Annotated in this window: 16 protein-coding genes; 2 read left to right on the top strand and 14 right to left on the bottom strand. The window is 56.5% G+C overall.

The genetic code is table 11. From position 1 onward, the window contains the following. Nucleotides 1-13: 13 nt before the first annotated feature. The gene (locus ACOTXD_RS00640; protein ID WP_003861751.1) at nucleotides 14-409 is read right to left on the bottom strand and encodes a YraN family protein; all 396 of its coding nucleotides are present in this window, start codon (nucleotides 407-409) and stop codon (nucleotides 14-16) included. Then, nucleotides 367-2,505 carry a penicillin-binding protein activator gene (locus ACOTXD_RS00645; RefSeq protein WP_045347167.1) on the bottom strand — a complete coding sequence of 713 codons (2,139 nt, stop codon included), beginning with the start codon at nucleotides 2,503-2,505 and terminating at the stop codon, nucleotides 367-369. The genes ACOTXD_RS00640 and ACOTXD_RS00645 overlap by 43 nt, the downstream gene beginning before the upstream one ends. Nucleotides 2,506-2,566: 61 nt before the next feature. Here ACOTXD_RS00645 and rsmI point away from each other — a divergent pair, with 61 nt between their 5' ends. Then, nucleotides 2,567-3,430, top strand: coding sequence for a 16S rRNA (cytidine(1402)-2'-O)-methyltransferase (rsmI, locus tag ACOTXD_RS00650; RefSeq protein WP_000809144.1), 864 nt, complete (start codon nucleotides 2,567-2,569; stop codon nucleotides 3,428-3,430). Nucleotides 3,431-3,497: 67 nt separating this feature from the next. Here rsmI and ACOTXD_RS00655 read toward each other — a convergent pair whose 3' ends face one another. The 11 genes from ACOTXD_RS00655 to kbaZ all read right to left on the bottom strand — a co-directional run bounded on the left by ACOTXD_RS00655 (nucleotide 3,498) and on the right by kbaZ (nucleotide 15,592). Beyond that, a complete protein-coding gene (locus ACOTXD_RS00655) occupies nucleotides 3,498-5,387 on the bottom strand; it encodes an enterotoxin (RefSeq protein ID WP_023314898.1) in 1,890 nt (629 codons plus the stop codon). A 16-nt stretch (nucleotides 5,388-5,403) separates the two neighbouring features. Beyond that, on the bottom strand, nucleotides 5,404-6,576 hold the full coding sequence (locus tag ACOTXD_RS00660; protein ID WP_003861744.1) for a MalY/PatB family protein: 1,173 nt from the start codon (nucleotides 6,574-6,576) through the stop codon (nucleotides 5,404-5,406). 12 nt (nucleotides 6,577-6,588) lie between these two features. Then, nucleotides 6,589-8,160 (bottom strand): maltose/glucose-specific PTS transporter subunit IIBC, encoded by a 1,572-nt coding sequence (gene malX, locus ACOTXD_RS00665; RefSeq protein WP_061856727.1) that lies wholly within the window; start codon nucleotides 8,158-8,160, stop codon nucleotides 6,589-6,591. Nucleotides 8,161-8,277: 117 nt separating this feature from the next. Further along, the gene (gene kbaY / locus ACOTXD_RS00670; protein ID WP_003861740.1) at nucleotides 8,278-9,150 is read right to left on the bottom strand and encodes a tagatose-bisphosphate aldolase subunit KbaY; all 873 of its coding nucleotides are present in this window, start codon (nucleotides 9,148-9,150) and stop codon (nucleotides 8,278-8,280) included. Between the two features lie 12 nt (nucleotides 9,151-9,162). Next, the gene (locus ACOTXD_RS00675; protein WP_003861737.1) at nucleotides 9,163-10,305 is read right to left on the bottom strand and encodes an SIS domain-containing protein; all 1,143 of its coding nucleotides are present in this window, start codon (nucleotides 10,303-10,305) and stop codon (nucleotides 9,163-9,165) included. A 246-nt stretch (nucleotides 10,306-10,551) separates the two neighbouring features. Next, nucleotides 10,552-11,685 carry an N-acetylglucosamine-6-phosphate deacetylase gene (gene nagA, locus ACOTXD_RS00680; RefSeq protein WP_045350328.1) on the bottom strand — a complete coding sequence of 378 codons (1,134 nt, stop codon included), beginning with the start codon at nucleotides 11,683-11,685 and terminating at the stop codon, nucleotides 10,552-10,554. Beyond that, nucleotides 11,682-12,116, bottom strand: coding sequence for a PTS galactosamine/N-acetylgalactosamine transporter subunit IIA (gene agaF / locus ACOTXD_RS00685; protein WP_003861734.1), 435 nt, complete (start codon nucleotides 12,114-12,116; stop codon nucleotides 11,682-11,684). Before agaF ends, nagA begins: the two co-directional genes overlap by 4 nt. Nucleotides 12,117-12,133: 17 nt before the next feature. Next, nucleotides 12,134-13,012, bottom strand: coding sequence for a PTS N-acetylgalactosamine transporter subunit IID (gene agaE / locus ACOTXD_RS00690; RefSeq protein WP_022651905.1), 879 nt, complete (start codon nucleotides 13,010-13,012; stop codon nucleotides 12,134-12,136). Then, on the bottom strand, nucleotides 13,002-13,781 hold the full coding sequence (gene agaW, locus ACOTXD_RS00695; RefSeq protein WP_061856728.1) for a PTS N-acetylgalactosamine transporter subunit IIC: 780 nt from the start codon (nucleotides 13,779-13,781) through the stop codon (nucleotides 13,002-13,004). Before agaW ends, agaE begins: the two co-directional genes overlap by 11 nt. 10 nt (nucleotides 13,782-13,791) lie before the next feature. Beyond that, the gene (gene agaV / locus ACOTXD_RS00700; protein WP_003861728.1) at nucleotides 13,792-14,265 is read right to left on the bottom strand and encodes a PTS N-acetylgalactosamine transporter subunit IIB; all 474 of its coding nucleotides are present in this window, start codon (nucleotides 14,263-14,265) and stop codon (nucleotides 13,792-13,794) included. Nucleotides 14,266-14,284: 19 nt separating this feature from the next. Further along, nucleotides 14,285-15,592: a tagatose-bisphosphate aldolase subunit KbaZ gene (kbaZ, locus tag ACOTXD_RS00705; RefSeq protein WP_032634278.1), complete on the bottom strand. Its 1,308-nt coding sequence runs from the start codon at nucleotides 15,590-15,592 to the stop codon at nucleotides 14,285-14,287. A 239-nt stretch (nucleotides 15,593-15,831) separates the two neighbouring features. Here kbaZ and ACOTXD_RS00710 point away from each other — a divergent pair, with 239 nt between their 5' ends. Then, entirely contained in the window at nucleotides 15,832-16,635 is an 804-nt protein-coding gene (locus tag ACOTXD_RS00710; RefSeq protein ID WP_032607968.1) for a DeoR family transcriptional regulator, read from the top strand. 541 nt (nucleotides 16,636-17,176) lie between these two features. Here ACOTXD_RS00710 and garD read toward each other — a convergent pair. Further along, nucleotides 17,177-18,748 carry a galactarate dehydratase gene (gene garD, locus ACOTXD_RS00715; protein ID WP_048244933.1) on the bottom strand — a complete coding sequence of 524 codons (1,572 nt, stop codon included), beginning with the start codon at nucleotides 18,746-18,748 and terminating at the stop codon, nucleotides 17,177-17,179. Nucleotides 18,749-18,812: the final 64 nt, after the last annotated feature.

Below are 18,812 nucleotides of genomic sequence, written 5' to 3' on the forward strand. Positions count from 1 at the left end.
TTTAAAATCTTATTTATGCGTCTTCGCCAAACGCGTTTTTAAGCCAGTCGATCGCATTTCCGGTGAAGGCTACCACATCGAAACGGCAATCCACAGTATCAAAACTCCCATTATGGCGGGCAAGCCACAAGTGGGCAGTCTGTAATAATTTTTGTTGTTTGGCGAGCGTCACGCTGGCGGCAGCACCGCCAAAACGGGACGACTGTCGGTAGCGAACTTCAACAAACACGATGGTCTGACCGTCTTTCATGATCAGGTCAATCTCGCCGCCGCGCCCGCGAACGTTGGCGGCGACAAAGCGCAGTCCTTTGCCTTCAAGCCAGCGACGCGCCTTTAACTCCCACGCGTCGCCGGTCTGTTTACGGCTTAACTGGCCGGGACAATCTGCCCCTGCTGGTATTTGAGCCATGATAACTTCCTGTTAATCACACAATCCTGATCGGCGGTCAGATCGCCGGTATTCCCGTTAAGCTCGAAGCCCGGTACCTGGCGCATCTGGGTGAAGTGGTTTGCCAGCGCCCAGGCATCGACGCCCATCGCGTACAGACGCGCCAGGGAATAGTCATTGCGCACCGCGCCCAGCGCCTGCTGCATCAACTGCGGGTTGCTGCCTGCCAGCATCGGGATCTCGCTGTATTGCAGTCCTTCCATTTCCAGACGGAAATCCGGGCCTGCGGTACCCTGTGCGCTGCGTGAGCTGGCGTAGAGCGTTGCGCCGCTCTGGCTGCCGTTACGCATGGCGATCATCGGTTTGATAAAGGCGATCTCTTCCGGCGTAGCGACGATGTACGCCGAATCCACTTTACCGCCGCCGCTGATTTGCGCGTCGGTAGGGGGCGCCGGGATCGTCAGACCGCCGATGGTGACGCTCTGCTGCTGCGGCAGGCTGGCGGATACCGGGCTACCGTTGAGGGCAATACCTGCCCCGCCGTTCACGCCCGCTCTCAGTTCGGCAGCTGAGCCAAATTTCTGCTGCAACACCACGCCACCGCCAAGGGTCTGCCACTCTTGCGCAAACGCGTTGGCAACGCGATCGCCCAGCGTGCTGCGTGGGATCAGCAGCAGCGGCGCCTGCTTGCCCTGCTCGTGAATATGACGGGCCGCATCGCGGGCTTCATCCTCCGGAGAGAGGGCGAAGTAACAGATATTGGCGCGGTTCTGAACCTGCTCAGGCTGGTTAAGCGCCAGCACGTTCAGCGTGGTGTTGCTCTTCATCAGCGCTTCCACGTTGTTTTTCAACAGCGGACCGACAACGATGCTGGCCCCGTCCTGCTGAACCTGCGCCAGCACCTGGTCAAGCGGCTGGGCGCTGGTGTCGTAGATTTTCAACTCTGCACCAGGGTTAGCACTGGTGGTGGCCACAGCCTGCGGCTGGGTTGCTGGCTGCTGTTCCGGCTGCTCGGTTTGCGGCTGAGGTTGTTCTGCCGTCGCGGGCGCCGGTGTTTCAGCCGGGGCCTGTGTTGCCGCAGGCGCAGGGGGAGCGGGCTGCGTCGTTGGGGCGGTAACCGGATTCTGCATGGTGCCCTGCGCAGGGGTTTGCGCGGTGGTCAGGTCGCTGGTTTCGGCGGCGGACGGGCTGACAACGTCATTCACATTCGCCGCCTGTGCTGCCTGGGTCGGAACCGCGCTACCGCTGACGGCGGTAGTGCCGTTTTTCGCGGCTTCGAAACCTTGCTGAATGGCGCGACCAAACACCGCTGCCTGACCGTTTAACGGCAGCAGTAGGGCGATTTTGCTGGTGGAGGCGGGCTTAAAGTTTTGCACGTTCACCAGCTGCGTTGGCAGCATTTTCGCTCCCGGGTTTTGCGGGTAACGCTTTTGCCAGTCGGTAATGCCAGCTTTCAGCATGTTCGGATCGCTGCGGTTGTTGAACCACATCTGTTGCAGATCCAGCCAGCCTTGCAGAACATTTTCATCGGCGTTGATTACCAGCGCTTTGGCCTGATCCTGGGTCATGGAGGCGAGCGCCTGCCAGGTTGCATCAATATTTTTCTGCTTGTCCGCACCCGCGAGCAGAGGCTCCTGGGCAATCAGCGCGCGGAGTAGCGTCAGGGAAGTGCGGCCCTGCTCAGCGGTGATACCGGCCTGCCAGAAACGGGTCTGCTGGTTTTTATCCAGCGTGCTGAGATCGATGGTGCCGAGGATCTTCTTCGCGCCGTCGTAATCTTTTTGCGCGACCTTCAGTTCTGCTGACAGCAGCGTCTGCTCATGACGCTGAGTGTCGTTAAGATCCTGCGGCAGCTGGCTGAACAGCTCGGCGGCCTGCTGGGTTTTCCCTTCTTTCAGCAGTGCACGAATGGCGAGTAATTGCCAGTTGATCCTGGTATCATTTGTACTCTGCGACATTTGTTGCAGATAAAAGCCAGAATCAGCCTGAGCGGATCCCTGCATATGAGCAGTGCTCTGGTCAGGTGCCTGGGTGCCGCAGCCGGTAAAGATCAGGGCTGCCAGCAGGAGGGGCACGCTGTGCGCGGCTTTTTTACGAAGAAACGTTAACGGTACCATACTGTATCCAGTGATTTTTTTACGCAATGCTCAATATTAAATCGGCAATACGGACGAAACAATGAAACAACACGAAACGGCAGATAATTCTCAAGGCCAGCTTTATATTGTACCTACTCCTATCGGGAATTTGTCTGATATTACCCAACGTGCGCTCACCGTATTGCAAGCTGTTGATTTAATTGCTGCTGAAGACACCCGTCATACCGGTTTACTGCTACAACACTTTGCCATTAACGCCCGTTTGTTTGCCCTGCACGATCACAATGAGCAACAAAAAGCCGAAACGCTGGTGGCGAAGCTTAAAGAAGGGCAGAACATCGCGCTGGTCTCCGATGCGGGAACGCCGCTGATCAACGATCCGGGCTACCATCTGGTACGCACCTGCCGTGAAGCAGGCATCCGCGTTGTGCCGCTGCCCGGGCCGTGCGCGGCGATTGCGGCGTTAAGCGCTGCGGGTCTGCCATCCGATCGTTTCTGCTACGAAGGCTTCCTGCCTGCTAAATCCAAAGGCCGTCGCGATGTGTTAAAGGATCTGGAAGCTGAACCGCGTACGTTGATCTTCTACGAATCAACTCACCGTCTGCTGGAAAGCCTGGAAGATATGGTGACCGTCTGGGGCGAAGGGCGCTACGTGGTGCTGGCGCGCGAGTTGACCAAAACGTGGGAAACCATTCACGGTGCGCCGGTTGGCGAACTGCTGGCGTGGGTGAAAGAGGATGAAAACCGCCGCAAGGGCGAAATGGTGCTGATTGTTGAAGGGCACAAAGCGCAGGAAGACGCTCTGCCTGCCGATGCGCTGCGTACGCTGGCTCTGCTACAGGCTGAACTCCCCCTGAAAAAAGCGGCGGCGCTGGCGGCGGAGATCCACGGCGTGAAGAAAAATGCGCTGTATAAATATGCGCTGGAGCAGCAGGGGGAGTAAGACCCTGCCGCCTGTTTTGCCGGGTGGCGGCTTCGCCTTACCCGGCCTACACCGTGTCAGAGCCTCACTATTTCCCCGGCATCGCCTCAAATACCAGCGTTTCCAGCGGTTGCAGCGTAATTACCACAGCGTTTTTATACTCCTCTGGTACGGTCGAATTACTGCCGTACACGGCTTTCAGGGTAAACTGCGAACGCTCTCCTGCCGGGATCTCAAAATCTTTGGTTAAATCCAGGTAGTAACGTTGCGGCTTATCCGACGGGTTGCGTAGGCCAAAAATCGCTTTGTCTTTACTCCATGAGGCCCAGCCGTAAACCTGAAGCGAAGTTGGGTCACCGCCAATCCAGTGAGTATCCACCAGCACGCTGGCATTCTCACGCGACCATTTCGCCGCCTGCGCCAGGGTATCCCACTTCGCCTTATTCAGCATGGACGGCGTGATGTACAGCTCCTGAAGCTGAGTTCCGGTTGCGAAGTAGCTCCAGACCTGATCTGCAAAATCGCTGTCTGTTTGCACTTTTTCGAGTCCATAGTAAGCGTTCTCTGCGCTGACGATCCCGTGGTACATCAGTGAGTTCAGCGGGAACAGAGGACCTTTGCGCACGATGGATCGCCAGGTTTCGGCATCGCGGTAGGTCATCCACTGCTGCACTGGCGTGCCGGGGCCGTACAGGTTGATATCATCGCCCTGGCGCCAGATTGAATCAGCATAGAACAGCCAGGACGGGCTGGCGTCGGTGCCGGTGGTCAGGTTGATAAACAGGTTCGGGTTTGCGCTGCGCATGTTGTGCAGCAGGGCAATGGACGCGTCAAAATCCGATGCAAATGGGCTGCCCTTGATATGCGAATTGGCGTTACCCATTCCGTCGAGCTTGAACGAGGTAATGTGCTCGTTTTTGATCAGCTTAATGATCTGATCGTTAAAGTTTTTAAAATAGTTCGGCCCCGACAGCGCCAGCTTGCCGTCTACGGTTTCGAAACCATACTCTTTTGCATGCGAGACGCGAATATCGCGCGGCTTGTTGTATCCGCCCCACGGAGAAAGCCACAGCCCAACCGAGCTGTGCAGGCTGTCGGCTTTTTCCCTGACTTTGCCAAAACCGTTGCTGAATGCAGGGCCAAAAAGCCAGCGTCCGGTGCGATCGTCCCAGCCATCGTCCAGCAGGAACGCGTCCAGCGCCACCCCGCGTCCGGCAATAAATTCTTTATTCCATTCGTCCATCCGCCCAATGACATCCTGCTCGGAGTAAGGGGTAAAGAAACCGATGTCCATCCAGCTGTTGTAGTGCAGATAAGGCTTATAAGGCCGCGGACGCACGGCATCGATAAACTGGTTTACGCTGCGGCGCAGCTGATTAGTTTCCGGGAAAGTGCCGAACCAGGTGGTAAAACTAACCGGTGTCTCAGGCAGAATTGGCGTTTTCAGCTCCACGTTGAGATTCGTGGTGGCTTCATAAGCGTAAGTATTCACAATCGGTTTGTCTGGCAGGATGAAGAACGAGTCGGCCACGATTGGCGAGCTGTTAATCGCCCCGTCAACGTAAGGTGCCTGAGACTGCTTCTTCGTCGGGAAGAAGGTAATTTTCGCTACGTCCCGCGGCTGCCCGACGGCGGCGATGGTGTAGCCGATGCTGGCGTATTTTCCCTTCACCAGGTTCAGTTTCACCGTTACGTTAAAATCCGGATGCGTAAAGTCGATGACTATCGCATTGTCCTGCTTTTCGACGTGCTTGATTTTGAAATCAGCGGTGTGGATTTTTGTTTCATCCGGCAGCGTCAGAAAGAACAGCTCCTGGGGCGTGAGCGGATGGTTAGCTTTGCTGTCCGTTACTACTACCGTTGCATTTGCATCATCAAACGAAAGGGCAATATTGTCGTTACTGAGCGCGTAGTTTGCTGCCGCCGCGCCGTGAGAAACGCAGAGAGCCAGCAGCGAGAGAGTGAGCATTTTTTTCATCGGGGTAAGATCCTTATCAGTAATGCTTCAGCATTCGGTTGATGGACTGTTCCAGCCAGTAGCGCTGGGTGCCGAAGTTAATACGCAGGTAGTTTTCGCCGTTTTGTACGTAGTGGCTGCCATCTTCGATGACCACGCCAGCCTGTTTGGCGAAATGTTGGGTTAGCGCCGTCGCACTGCGATCGTCCGCACTGACGTCTATCCAGGCGAGATACGACGACTCCGGGTTCATCATCTTCCATGCAGGGAAGTGGGTCTGGATGGCATCCGCAAGGTAGCGGGCATTGCCGCGCAGATAACCATTCAGCGCGTCGAGCCATGGCAGAGCCTGCTGATAGGCCAGAATAATTCCCCACACGCCGAAGATATTGGGCGAGGTAATGGAGTTCTTCTCCAGCTGCTGGCGGAAACGCTGGCGCAGCGAATCGTCTGGAATTATCGAGTAGGATGTTTTTAGCCCGCCAAGGTTGAACGCTTTATTGGGGGAGGTCAGCACAATCAGGTTGTCCTGGGCGGCACAGCCCGAAGTCAGACAGCTGACGAATGTACCGTCCAGAATGTGCTCGGCGTGAACCTCATCAACCACCAGAATCGTGCCGTAGCGCTTACAGAGATCGGACACCTGGCGTATCTCATCCGCGCGCCAGATTCGGCCTGAAGGGTTATGCGGCGAGCAGAAGAACCACAGTTTTGGACGGTGAGTTTTGAGCTGAACTTCAATCAGATTAAAATCCAGGTGATAGCGGTTTTCCTTCACGCTCAGCGGATTTGCAAGCACCCGCACGCCCTGTCGCTGTGTCGCCATCGCAAACGGGTCATACACCGGGGTGTTCATCATCACGCAGTCGCCGGGTTTGCAGAACGCCTGAACCGTATAGTGCAGCGTGGAAACGGTGCCGTAGGTCAGGGTGATCCATGACTTATGCACCTCAACCTGATGACGGGTGCGCTGGAAGGCGATGACCGCATCGTAGAATTCGTCGAAGCACCAGGTGTAACCGAAGGTGCCATGCTCCACGATGCGCTGGAAGCCTTCAATCACGGCGGGTGGCGAGGTGAAATCCATGTCTGCTATCCACAGCGGGATAAATCCCTCCGGGACATCACCGAAACGCGAGCACACAAACGCATGATCCCATTTACGGCATTTATCGCTTTTACGCTCAATGATTCTGTCGAAATCAAACACAACGTCCCCCTGTTAAATTAAGGCTTCAATGCCGGATTTGACGCTCTGCACCTGCGGGCCGATGATCACCTGAACGCTGTGGGCATCAAGCACCACGACTGACAAGGCGCCCGCGGCCTTCAGCGCCTGCTGGTCGATAAGCCCCATATCTTTCACCACCAGACGTAAGCGGGTGATGCAGTTGTCGAGCGACTCAATATTCTCTTTACCGCCAAGTGCGCGAAGAATAAGCCCATGATCGTATTTTGATTTTCCACGTGCCCGGGTATTGGCTTCCACCGCCTGGAGCGCACCCTGCGCGTCAACCTCACGGCCCGGCGTTTTAATATCGTGCCTGAGGATGTACCAGCGGAAGACGAAGAAGTAGATAGCAAACCAGGCAATACCCACCGGGAACAGCAGATACCATTTGGTCGACATCCCCTGCATGACGCCGAAGATCAGCAGATCCAGAATGCCGCCGTCGGTGTTGCCGATAGTGACGCCGAGAAGCGCCATCACCATCAGCGCCAGGCCAGACATAACGATATGAAACGCGTAAAGCACAGGGGCAATAAACAGGAACAGGAACTCAATCGGCTCTGAAATACCCGTGACAACTGAAACCAGCACGCCAGAAAGCAGCAGCCCTTTAATCACCGGACGGTTTTCCGGGCGCGCGGTGCGGTAGATAGCGTAAGCCACGGCAGGCAGGCCGAAGATAAAGGTCGGCATAAACCCTTGCGATAAAAATGCCGTAACGTGCGGGCTAAACGGCAGGCCAGCTTTCAGCTCGGCGTAGAAAATGTTCAGCGCACCGGCCACTTCCTGGCCGTTAACCATCTCAATGCCGCCCGCCGGGGTGAAGCGCACCATCGTCAGCAGGATGTGGTGCAGGCCAAAAGGTTTGAGCAGCAGTACGCCCACGCCATACAGGAACGGCCCAAAGACGCTGGTGCTCTGGATGATATGACCAATCCCGGCAATGCCCATTGCCACATATTCCCACAGCAGGGGGATGAACAAGCCGACCAGCGACAGGGTGAGGGCGGTAATAATCGGTACAAAACGAATGCCGCTAAAGAAGGCAAACGCGTCGTGCAGCACCGTGTCCTGAAAACGTTCGTGCAGGAAGTAGGTGATCACCCCTACCACAATGCCGCCGAGCACGCCCATCTCCAGCGTTTGAATGCCAAGCACGATGGATTGTCCCACCTGTCTCATGGTGGCGGCATCCGCAAGCTGGTGGGTGGCGGTCAGGTAGTAGTTGATGCTCATGTTCATCAGCATGTAGCCAACGAATCCGGCAAAAGCGCCCACCGCTTTATTACGTCTGGCAAGGCCCATCGGGATTGCCATGGCAAACATCAGCGGCAGATAGGTAAAAGCAAAGCCGCCGACCATGGCGATAAAACCAAAGGTGAGCTGCGTTAACTCGCCGCCCAGAAAGGGAAAACTTTTGATGGTGGAAGGGCTGGTGACAGAACTACCGATACCTAACAACAACCCCATAAAGGCCAACAGCGAGACCGGGAACATAAACGTCTTTCCCAGGCTCTGGAAAAACTCCCACGCTTTCGATTTAAACGACTTTTCCTGTGTCATGTAGGGACTCCTCGGATTTTTAGGATAATGGAAGGCGCTGTCCGGCTTAAGGACGCGCCTTCATATTTGCGAGGCTTATAGTTATTTTTTTAGGTACTAGCGTTATGCGCGATGGGTTCAGGCTTCAGCCGGAAGCAGCAGCCGGTTCGCCGAGCCGCAAACGGTGATTTTGCTTCTGACCACCTCTTTCATGGCATCCATGCCGACGCGCATGTAGAAGCGCGGATCGTTGCCCTGTGGGTTCTCGGCAAACCAGGCTTTGACTGCGTCAGAGAAGGCGATTTTCAGCTCTGTTGCGACGTTAACTTTGCAGACGCCCAGCTCAATGGTGCGGCGCACATCCTCATCCGGCACATCGCTTGCACCATGCAGCACCAGCGGCACTGTCACTACCTCGCGGATCTCGGCCAGCCGCTGGAAGTCGATTTTTGGGCGTTTGGTATAGAGACCGTGCGCGGTACCGATGGCGACGGCGAGGCTGTCCACGCCTGTCAGTTCGACAAAGCGTTTTGCTTCCTGCGGGTCGGTCAGGAACGCGCTTTCGGCGTCGACGCTCATGTCATCTTCCACCCCACCCAGTCGGCCCAGTTCGGCCTCGACGCTACAGTCGTTGAGGTGGCAGAAATCGACGACCGATTTCACCAGCTTGACGTTTTGTTCGAAGGGGTAATGGCTACCGTCGATCATTGCGCTACGTACGCCGGCATGGACTTTGCGGCGAATGTCGTCCAGCGATTCGTGGTGATCGAGGTGTAGCGCCAGCGGCATGTCATAAGTAAGGGAATACGCGCTGCACAAGGCGTAAATCTCTTCCAGCGCAATATGTTTAAACGTCCCCGGCGTACCCGCGAGGATCACCGGCGATCGCATTTCGCTACAGACTTCGAGGATCGCCTGGATCGTCTCGGCGTTATGGATGTTAAAGGCCGGAACGGCATAGCCCTTCGCCTGTGCGTCCTGCAAAAGATATTTGGTAGAAATAATACTCATGAGCCTGTCCTCTTAAGCCTGCCACGGATGAATAACGACGCCCTGGACCACACGGTTAACCGTACCGCTGGCGGATGGCGTATCCGGCGTATTGCCAACGTGCAGAGACTGGGTCAGTGCGAAGACCTGGGCGTACATCAGGAAGCAGAATGCCTGCTCCATATCGTTAAATGAACGGGAAGGCGGCAGCAGGATATGCGGGCCAGCTTCAATGACCGGATCCGTTTCGGCTGCAATGGCTACCACGCGCATAGCCTGACGATCGCGTCGCAGCTCGGCGAGCAGATCCAGATCGTACTGACGCGTGTACGGATGGCTGGAGACAAACACGACGACCAGCGTTTCGTTGTCCACCAGCGACTTAGGCCCGTGACGGAAACCCGTTGGCGAATCGTAGAATGCCGCCAGCTTGCCGGCGGTCAGCTCCAGCACCTTCAACGCTGACTCCCGTGCGGCGCCCTGTAATCCACCGCTGCCCAGATAAACAATGCGTTTCCACGGTTCGTTACCAAAGACGCCGGGGCTGAAATCGCCAAGCGACGTGAGGATCGCCTGACAGCGATCGGACACGTCGCGGAACGTTTTGCTGTTGATCGTTTCCGGTGCGAATACCGCCAGGCAGCTCGCCATCATGGTGGTGATGCTGCTTGTCATCGCGAACCCGCGATCGTGCGTTTCGGCTGGCATGAGCAGAGCGCAGGCGTTATCGCTGTCGACGGCATTCTGATACAGGCTGCCCGCTTCATTACAGGTGATCGACAGGTGGTAGCACTCCGGAACAAACTGATTCGCCAGCTCAACGGCAGCGACGCTCTCCGGGCTATTGCCAGAACGGGCGAAAGAGACCAGCAGCAGCGGGTGCGCAGGGCTGAAGTAATCCATCGGGTTGGTGACCAGATCGGTCGTAGGTATCGCGGTGATATTTTTTCTCGTGTGGCTGGCAAGCCATGGCGCAATGATGTCGCCGATAAACGCAGACGTACCCGCGCCGGTCAGAACGATCCGCAGATCGGGCTTGCGCAACAGTGGCGTCAGAAAACTGTCGATCGACGCGCGCAGATTATCAATATTGTTGAGCGAGCGAAGCCAGCTGGCTGGCTGCTGGCGGATCTCTTTTTCGGTCCAGGTGCCGGTGGTGGTAGTGGTTTGTGGCATAACTCAGTCCTTAGTCGTGTGAATTCCACATCAGACGCTGGCAAATGTGTCGCTATCTTTCGTTTCGTTTCACTTGTTTACTTTAGCAGTTAAAGAAAATCTATAGAAAAGAAATGGAAAGTTCAATGGCGAAAAAGAAATAAAACGAAAAGTGTGATCGCGAAAGGAAAGGCGAAGATCAAGGAAAGGAAAAGAAAGGCCTTACGATCGTCTTCCGTAAGGCCAACAGAGCACACTGTGAAGGGGCTACAGGGAAAGAGCCTGACCCTGGATCCAGATCTGCCGGAGGTGTAAACCCGCATCGAGCGCAATAATATTGGCGCGTTTGCCTGGTGCTAACGATCCCAGCAGGTGATCCATACCGAGCAGACGGGCGGGATGCAGCGAGGCCATATGGATAGCGTTTTCTGGGGCGACCCCCGTATGCTCCACCATATTTCGCACGGCGGCATCCAGCGCGAGCGTGCTGCCCGCCAGCCCGCCCGAGGCCGTGCGAACAACGCCGCCCTGCATCTCGACATTTTCACCACACAACGTATAGCGCCCATCAGGCATACCCGCCGCCTGCATGGCATCGGTAATCAGCACCGTACGATCCTTCGCGCAGCAACAACATAGCCGCATGGCTCCAGGATGAACGTGATGCCCGTCGGCAATAAGCTCCAGCCACGCGCGTGGGTCCGTAAGCCCGGCGCCAACCATGCCCGGCTCCCGGTGGTGTAATCCCGTCATGCCGTTGTAGCAGTGCACCAGCCCGTCTGCGCCTGCATCAAATGCGGCCAGGGTTTGCGCGTATGTAGCGGCGCTGTGGCCCAGCATGACGCGTATCCCTTTTTGCTTGAGGTGATGGATCGCCTTCAGGGCATCCACTTTTTCCGGAGCAAGCGCCACCACCCGCAGCGTGTTCTGCGAAACCGCAATCAGCTCATCAAGTTCCGCGAGATCCAGCTCGCGAAACAGTTCTGGCGGGTGCGCCCCTTTGTTCTGCGGTGTAAAGTACGGGCCTTCCAGATAGCTGCCCAGGAGCTGCGCGCCGGGGCCACCGGCATGACAGCGCCGGGCAATGCGCCGTAACGCGCCATGGATCGCCTCCAGCGAAGCGGTGACGGTGGTAGGCAGAAACGCCCCTACGCCTTCACGCGCTTTATGTATGGCTAACCGGTCCAGCACGTCGGGGGCATCATCCATCACATCCACACCCGCGCCGCCGTGGACGTGGATATCAATGTATGCCGGGCAAAGCAGGTCTGCCTCGCGGGTGTTAACCCCTGCCGGAATCGGCTCGATGGCGGTGATGACGCCTCTATCCATACGCAGCTGATGGTCATCCAGCCAGCCTTGCCCGGTAAGCAGACGACGCGCGCGCAGCAGCTGGCTCATATCCCTTCCTCGGCGGGCGCTTCCTCGCGACAGCGTGCAAGTTCATCCACCAGGCTGGTCAGGCCGCGATGGCCGCACTCCAGCGCCTGCAAACGAAAGGCTTCACTGCTTAATCCGTCGCGCTCCAGAACCATCTCCAGCAAAAGCTGGAGATTGGTGCCGGTGATCACTTCGCTGCCGGGGCGCTGCATCGCGAGGGTAGAGGCCACACGAAACGGCGTACCGCCGAGAAGATCGGTGAGAAACACGATATCGTGCTCTGCATCCAGTTCATTCACTGCCTGCTCAAGCTGCGCGGTCAGCCGCGCAGTGGTGGAGCTTTCCGGAAAATCGATGGCGATAAACTGCGGCTGTTCGCCGAGGATTTGCTTCATCGCCTGTTGCAGCCCGCTGGCAAAACCGCCGTGACCCGTCAAAATAATGCCTAACATCGCAACCTCTTTGCTTTTTACAGGAAGTGACAGAATTTACCGACAACGCCCAGCACCACGGTGATACCAATCAGGCGCAGTGGGCTCCAGCCACGGCGTACCAGCCAGAACATAATCAGGGTGTAGACCAGCGGCAGAAAGGCGGGCATCAGTTTGTCGATCACATCGGTTTGCAGTTTGACGACCGCATCCCCGGCTTTAATCTCGAGTGTGGTATTCAGGCGCACATAGGTTGCCACCAGCGCGCCAATCACTGTCATTCCGACAATGGACGCAGCATGACCAACCTTTTTGGTGTTGGCCTTGATCAGCGGGATCGCGGCGACACCCATTCGGTAGGCATAGTGCGCCAGACCAAAACGCAGGCCGAGATGCACCACGTTAAACAGAACGATAAAGACCACGGCGCCAAGAATGGATCCCTGTAGCGCCAGGCTGGCGCCAATCCCCCCGCAGATGGGCAGCAGGGTCAGCCAGAACATGGCGTCACCAATGCCACCGAGCGGTGCGCCAACGGCAATTTTAGTGCTCTGGATGCTGTTCACATCCTGCTTGGAACGCTCCATTGCCAGAATAATGCCGATGACGAAGGTCACCAGGAACGGGTGGGTGTTAAAGAAGCCCATATGGCCTTTCATGGCGCGCGCCAGGTCCCGCTTATTGGTGTGGATCTTTTTCAGCGCGGGCAGTAGCCCATACAGCCAGCCGGAGGCCTGCATACGCTCGTAGTTAAACGAGGCCTGTAGCAGCATGGAACGCCAGGCGACACGGTTAATATCCTTTTTCGTTAGCTCAGCGCCAATACTCTGATCTTCGTAGACGTTTTCATTCACGCCGGTCAGCAGTGTCTCTTCACTTTCAGACACGCCCGGCAGGGTGGTGTGATTAGATGCCATCTTCAAATTCCTCTTTCTGGGCCGCAGGCGCCGTGGGTTCAGGCGATTTGCGCAGCAGGTCGATCAGCGCCATCGCCAGTGCAGCCACGGCAATCGCCAGCACCGGGAGTTTCAGCCAGGCCGCGGCGACAAAGCCGATAATGAAGTAAGGGATGTAAACGTTTTTCATCATGATCTTCAGTAGCACGGCGAAGCCGATCGCTGGCATGATGCCGCCCGCGACGCCGAGACCGTCGATCAGACGTTCCGGCAGCACGTCAATGGCGGTTTTCGCATGTTCAGCCCCGAAGTAGATGGGCAGAAATGCGCACAGGAAGTAGAAGACGCCGAGCGCCAGCAGTGCAAGATAGTTGACCCGTTCAATACCACGGGTGTCTGCGTTAGCCGCCATGCGATCGCAGCGGGACATCACGCCGGACATCACCGAGAAGAGGAAGGTGATCCCCATCTGAACCGCCACGGCAAACGGCACGGCGACCCCAACGGCGACATCCGGCTTCACGCCTGTAGTAATGGCAAATGTGGTGCCAACGATGGTGCCGATAATCACGTTTGGCGGCTGCGCGCCCGCCAGCGGCGCGAGTCCCATCCAGACCAGTTCTAACGTACCGCCGGTCAGAATTCCGGTGTGCAAATCGCCCAGAATCAGGCCAACCAGTGGCCCGAGCACCACTGGACGGTGCATGTGTGTTAAGCCGTTAAACATATCCAGGCCCGCTATAAAGGCGAGAAGCCCCAGCGCGAAAGCCTGCAACAGACTGATTTCCATTGTGAATCCCTCAGAGCAGTTTAAAGAGATCCAAAGCAGTCTCTGTTGGAACGCCCTGAACGAAGCATTCCACTCCGGCCGCCTTCAGGCCGTTAAACGCGGCGATATCGTTCGCGTCTACAGATACCGTTTTGGCAATTTGCTGTTTGCCACTGGCGTAATGCATATTTCCGACGTTAATACGGGTGATGGGCACGCCGCCCTCGACCAGCGTTAAAAAATCAGCCGGTGTTTTACAGACCAGCAGAATTTTCTGCCGGTCGGCGGCGCGATGAATGTTGTCGATCACTTTTTGCAGAGACCAGAAACGCACGGCGATGCCTTCCGCAAGCACCATCTCCATCAGGTTTTGCTGAACCGGATCGTCTGCAACCTCGTCATTTGCCACCAGCACCAGGTTCGCCCCCGCAAACCCCACCCACTGTACGCCCACCTGACCGTGGATCAGGCGTTCATCAATGCGGCATAAGACAATGTTTGGCATAGCGTTTTCCTCTTTTTAATTATGCGTGTTGAGTCGTTACGCCTTCGCAGGCGGCATGGTACTGATGGAGTATGTCCTGAATGTGGTCGAGGATGAGTTCCCGTGGTGTGGAGCTGAGAGCACCATCGCGAACTTTGCTGTACTGCAACGGCAGATACTGGCTGATCAGCGGCAGCGGGATCGGTTCATCCGCCAGGTTGCGTACCAGCCGCTCAAAGGCGTCGTCAATCTGGCTGTCTGGCCAGTAATAGCGCACGCGGTCGGAATAGCTGTAACCGCGGGCCAGGCGACGGGCATTGCCGTCGCCGTGATAGTGGCTTTGCCAGTATTCCGGGCGATCGAGCATCACGTTTTCCAGGACGTGACGCAGCCCTGAGCAGGCTTTTGCCGGCAGCAGCTCTTCTTCAATTGCTGCCAGTGAGAACAGCGCTTCGCGCAGCGCGAAGGTTAGCGCAGGGCCGACTTTCAGAATGGCGAAGTGATCTTTCACCAACTGGCGCAGCGCCTGCGGCGTCTGGTAATCGGTAGAGTGTGCTTCAAATACCAGCGTGTCGTAGGCTTCAACCATCTTGCTCAGCGCGACGGCTTTATGCGGTTGATAGTCACAAACGTGCGCATGGTCGAACTCAACGCCAGGCTGAACGACCAGGCCAATAATGCGCGGCCAGATGTCGCTTAACCCTTCCTTCTCGAATGCGTGGCGGTGTGCCTCAAGCGTGGCGCGTGCCGCCTCTGGCGTGGTGACCTCAAGCTCGGTCAGCGTCTCGTGTGCCCCACCGGGAACCGGAACTTCCGTGCCGATAACGTAGACCAGATCGGCTACGCCAAATTGCTCGAGACAGGTGGTTTCGGCAATTTTAGCCAGCCGAGCGGCACGCCCGGCAACGATTGCATCGGTTAAAGGAACCGGGTCGTCTTCGCAGGACATGCTGCAATCGAGGTGAATTTTTTTAAATCCGGCCGCCACGTAGCTTCTGATCAGATCGTCGGCGTTCGCCATCGCCTGCAAAGCTGGCAGGTTTTGCCAGCGGTTTGGACCTAAATGATCGCCGCCAAGGATCAGCTGTGAGGTGGGGAAACCGAGGGATCCCGCCAGCTTGCAGACAAACCCATAAAAATCGGCGGGCGTCATACCGGTATAGCCGCCAAACTGATCCACCTGGTTTGAGGTGGCTTCAATCAGCAGAGGCGTCTGTTGTGAATGGGCGTAACGTATTGCAGCTTCAAGTACCAGTGGATGTGCGGAACAGACGGCATAAATCCCGTTTGTATTCCCCCGTTTATGTTGTTCCACCATTTCTGTCAGATGTTTCACTTTCCTCTCCATTTCGGATGGTGTTGGCATTCATCTTTCGTTTTGTTTCATTTGATACTGTATTATGGTGATGTAAAAATAAAACGAAAGATAATAGTTTTCCGATCTGTTTCACAAAAGAAACATAATGAAAGGTTTCAGCGGCGATTAAGCTTGCGTCCGCCTCCCATACAGGGCTTGCATTCCCTCAAAAGAAAGGCGTTAATAAGAAAAACGAAATGAAACGAAAGTTTATTTACTAAGGAGCTCGTATGAGCAGCACCGATTCGTCCGCAGAGAAGCGCATCACCGGCACCAGTGAAAGGCGAGAGCAGATCATTCAGCGGTTGCGGGCGCAGGGAAGCGTGCAGGTTAACGATCTTTCTCTTTTATTCGGCGTGTCGACGGTGACGATCCGTAACGATCTGGCCTTTCTGGAAAAGCAGGGGATTGCCGTTCGCGCTTACGGCGGCGCGCTGATTTGCGAAGGCAATGCCCCCGGCGTGGAGCCATCCGTTGAGGACAAAAGTTCCCTTAATACGGCAGTGAAGCGCAGCATCGCGCAGGCGGCGGTTGAACTGGTGAAGCCGGGTCACCGCATTATTCTGGACTCCGGCACCACGACCTTTGAAATTGCCCGCATGCTGCGCCAGCACACCGATGTCATTGCCATGACCAACGGGATGAACGTGGCAAACGCGCTGCTGGAAGCGGAAGGCGTAGAGCTGCTGATGACCGGCGGGCATTTGCGCCGTCAGTCACAGTCCTTCTACGGCGACCAGGCGGAGCAGTCCTTACAGAATTACCATTTTGACCTGCTGTTTCTGGGCGTCGATGCCATCGATCTCGACCGGGGGGTGAGTACGCATAACGAGGATGAAGCCCGTCTGAACCGCAAAATGTGCGAGGTGGCGGAGCGTATTATCGTTGTCACGGACTCCAGCAAGTTTAATCGTTCAAGCCTGCATAAAATTATTGATACCCATCGAATCGACATGATTATCGTTGATGAAGGCATTCCGGCGGAAAGCCTGGAAGGGTTACGCAAAAGCGGGATCGATGTGGTGCTGGTCTAAAGAGGCTTTTCCCCTCACCCTAACCCTCTCCCCATAGGGGAGAGGGTTCCCCAGTAATTTGAAAGCAAAAACTATAACGTTGCCTCAGAATAACTGAGGGCTTTCAGCGATGCCTCGGTCCGGCTGTAAATCGCTGAGGCGTTTCCTGTAGGCCGGGGCGAGGCGCAGGGATGCGCCGAGAGGGCGGGCTTTACAGGGATGTTACCTCCGCCCGTCCCCGATAAGCCGGAAGGAATAAGCCGAAGGCACCGCGAAGCGGCGATTTTCCGCCGGAAGCCCGGGTCGCCAGGGTGGTGGCGACTGAGCCACCCTGGCACGTTCACCGGTCATGTCGTGACAGAGTAGCAAGGAACATAAAGTGAACGGAATGACCACCAGAGCCGTATGTTTCCCCTCACCCCAGCCCTCTCCCTCAAGGGAGAGGGGGCCGTCTGTGCAGGCATTATTTTGTGGGGAACCCTCAGCCCCATAGGGGAGAGGGGACTGCTCGGTGCGGTTTTTTACCCTCTCCCCGGTGGGGAGAGGGCAGGGTGAGGGACAATCACGTCACCGGCGCCGGGTTAAACACCGCCAGCGAGTTATGCAATCCCCATTGATCGGAGAAGGTTTTCTTCCGCCCGCTTGCCACATCCAGAATGAAGTGGAACAGCTTCCAGCCCACCTCTTCAATACTCTCTTCCCCGGTGGCGATGGTGCCCGCGTTGATATCCATTAAGTCATACCAGCGGTTTGCCAGCTCGGTGCGGGTCGCCATTTTGATCACCGGTACCGCCATCAGGCCGTACGGCGTGCCGCGCCCGGTGGTAAAGACCTGTACCGTAATGCCGGAAGCCACCTGCTGGGTGCCGCAAACGAAATCACTGGCAGGCGTTGCCGCGTAAATCAGGCCGCGTTTGGTTGGTCGCTGGCCAGGGGAGAGCACTTCCACAATCGCGCTCTGGCCGGATTTGGCAATCGACCCGAGGGCCTTTTCCACCACGTTCGCGAGGCCGCCTTTCTTGTTACCCGGAGACGGGTTGGCGCTGCGGTCAGTTTTGCCCATGTCGAGATAGTTATCGTACCAGGCCATTTCCTCCAGCAGGCGTTTGCCCACCTCTTCGTTGACGGCGCGCGGCGTGAGCAGGTGGATAGCATCACGTACTTCGGTGACTTCGGAGAACATCACCGTGGCGCCGCAGCGCACGAACAGATCGGAGGCATAACCTACCGCCGGGTTAGCGGTGACGCCGGAAAACGCATCGCTGCCGCCACACTGTGTCCCAACGACCAGTTCAGAGGCCGGGCAGGTTTCACGCTGGCGTTTGTTCAACTTCTCCAGATGGCGCTCTGCCACCTGTAAAATGTCGTCGACCATCGATCTGAAGCCGACATGGTGTTCATCCTGAAGACGCACAACACTGGCATCGTCAACCGGAATGGCTTTCACATCCTCAGTACCCTGCAACAGGCGTTCTGGCTGCAATTTTTCACAGCCGAGACCAATCACCATTACCTCACCGCCAAAGTTTGGGTTAAGGGCGATATTGTGAATCGTACGGATCGGCACGACCGCTGCCGGCGCGTTGATCGCCACGCCGCAGCCGTACAGGTGGTTAAGACCCACCACGCCGTCAACGTTGGGGTATTTCGGCAACAGATCGCGCTCAATAATTCTCACAACGTAATCCACTACGCCCGCCACGCAATGCACGCTGGTGGTGATGCCAAGCAGGTTTTTGGTTCCCACGCTGCCATCCGCATTGCGGTAACCTTCGAAGGTATAACCCTCCAGCGGAGGCAACGGCTCAGGGACGCGGGTAGCCAGCGGCAACGTCTCCAGCGGCGGGGCGGTGGGCAGCTCAACCAGCGACTCCTCAATCCAGCTACCCTGCGGGATAGCGCGCACCGCATAGCCGATGACTTCGCCGTAGCGCACGATTTCACCGTGAGCCGGGATATCGACCAGTGCGACTTTATGCCCCTGCGGAATGTGCTCAATCAGCTCCAGGCCATCCGGAAAGCGGGTGCCAGCTTTTAAGCCATTGTCGTTGACAATAATCGCCACGTTATCAGTATCGTGCACTTTTATATAGAACGCCGTCGGCGACGCCTGTCGAATTTCAATATCGGCCATTGTTCACTCTTCTCCAGCAAAATATCTGATACTAAATATAGCCAGATGGTTAATCGTTTCTTAT

Origin of the sequence: Enterobacter cloacae complex sp. CDL013, from assembly GCF_049238805.1 — a bacterium.
In the GTDB taxonomy this organism is placed as follows: Bacteria; Pseudomonadota; Gammaproteobacteria; order Enterobacterales; family Enterobacteriaceae; genus Enterobacter; species Enterobacter hormaechei_C.

Excerpts from the sequence above, each read along its gene's own strand:
- nagA (WP_045350328.1), bottom strand. The coding sequence starts at position 11,685 with ATGAGCCAGCTGCTGCGCGCGCGTCGTCTGCTTACCGGGCAAGGCTGG.
- ACOTXD_RS00710 (WP_032607968.1), top strand. The coding sequence starts at position 15,832 with ATGAGCAGCACCGATTCGTCCGCAGAGAAGCGCATCACCGGCACCAGT.
- malX (WP_061856727.1), bottom strand. The coding sequence starts at position 8,160 with ATGACACAGGAAAAGTCGTTTAAATCGAAAGCGTGGGAGTTTTTCCAG.
- agaW (WP_061856728.1), bottom strand. The coding sequence starts at position 13,781 with ATGGAAATCAGTCTGTTGCAGGCTTTCGCGCTGGGGCTTCTCGCCTTT.
- agaE (WP_022651905.1), bottom strand. The coding sequence starts at position 13,012 with ATGGCATCTAATCACACCACCCTGCCGGGCGTGTCTGAAAGTGAAGAG.
- ACOTXD_RS00675 (WP_003861737.1), bottom strand. The coding sequence starts at position 10,305 with ATGCCACAAACCACTACCACCACCGGCACCTGGACCGAAAAAGAGATC.
- ACOTXD_RS00640 (WP_003861751.1), bottom strand. The coding sequence starts at position 409 with ATGGCTCAAATACCAGCAGGGGCAGATTGTCCCGGCCAGTTAAGCCGT.
- agaV (WP_003861728.1), bottom strand. The coding sequence starts at position 14,265 with ATGCCAAACATTGTCTTATGCCGCATTGATGAACGCCTGATCCACGGT.
- kbaZ (WP_032634278.1), bottom strand. The coding sequence starts at position 15,592 with ATGGAGAGGAAAGTGAAACATCTGACAGAAATGGTGGAACAACATAAA.
- ACOTXD_RS00645 (WP_045347167.1), bottom strand. The coding sequence starts at position 2,505 with ATGGTACCGTTAACGTTTCTTCGTAAAAAAGCCGCGCACAGCGTGCCC.
- garD (WP_048244933.1), bottom strand. The coding sequence starts at position 18,748 with ATGGCCGATATTGAAATTCGACAGGCGTCGCCGACGGCGTTCTATATA.
- ACOTXD_RS00655 (WP_023314898.1), bottom strand. The coding sequence starts at position 5,387 with ATGAAAAAAATGCTCACTCTCTCGCTGCTGGCTCTCTGCGTTTCTCAC.
- kbaY (WP_003861740.1), bottom strand. The coding sequence starts at position 9,150 with ATGAGTATTATTTCTACCAAATATCTTTTGCAGGACGCACAGGCGAAG.
- agaF (WP_003861734.1), bottom strand. The coding sequence starts at position 12,116 with ATGTTAGGCATTATTTTGACGGGTCACGGCGGTTTTGCCAGCGGGCTG.
- rsmI (WP_000809144.1), top strand. The coding sequence starts at position 2,567 with ATGAAACAACACGAAACGGCAGATAATTCTCAAGGCCAGCTTTATATT.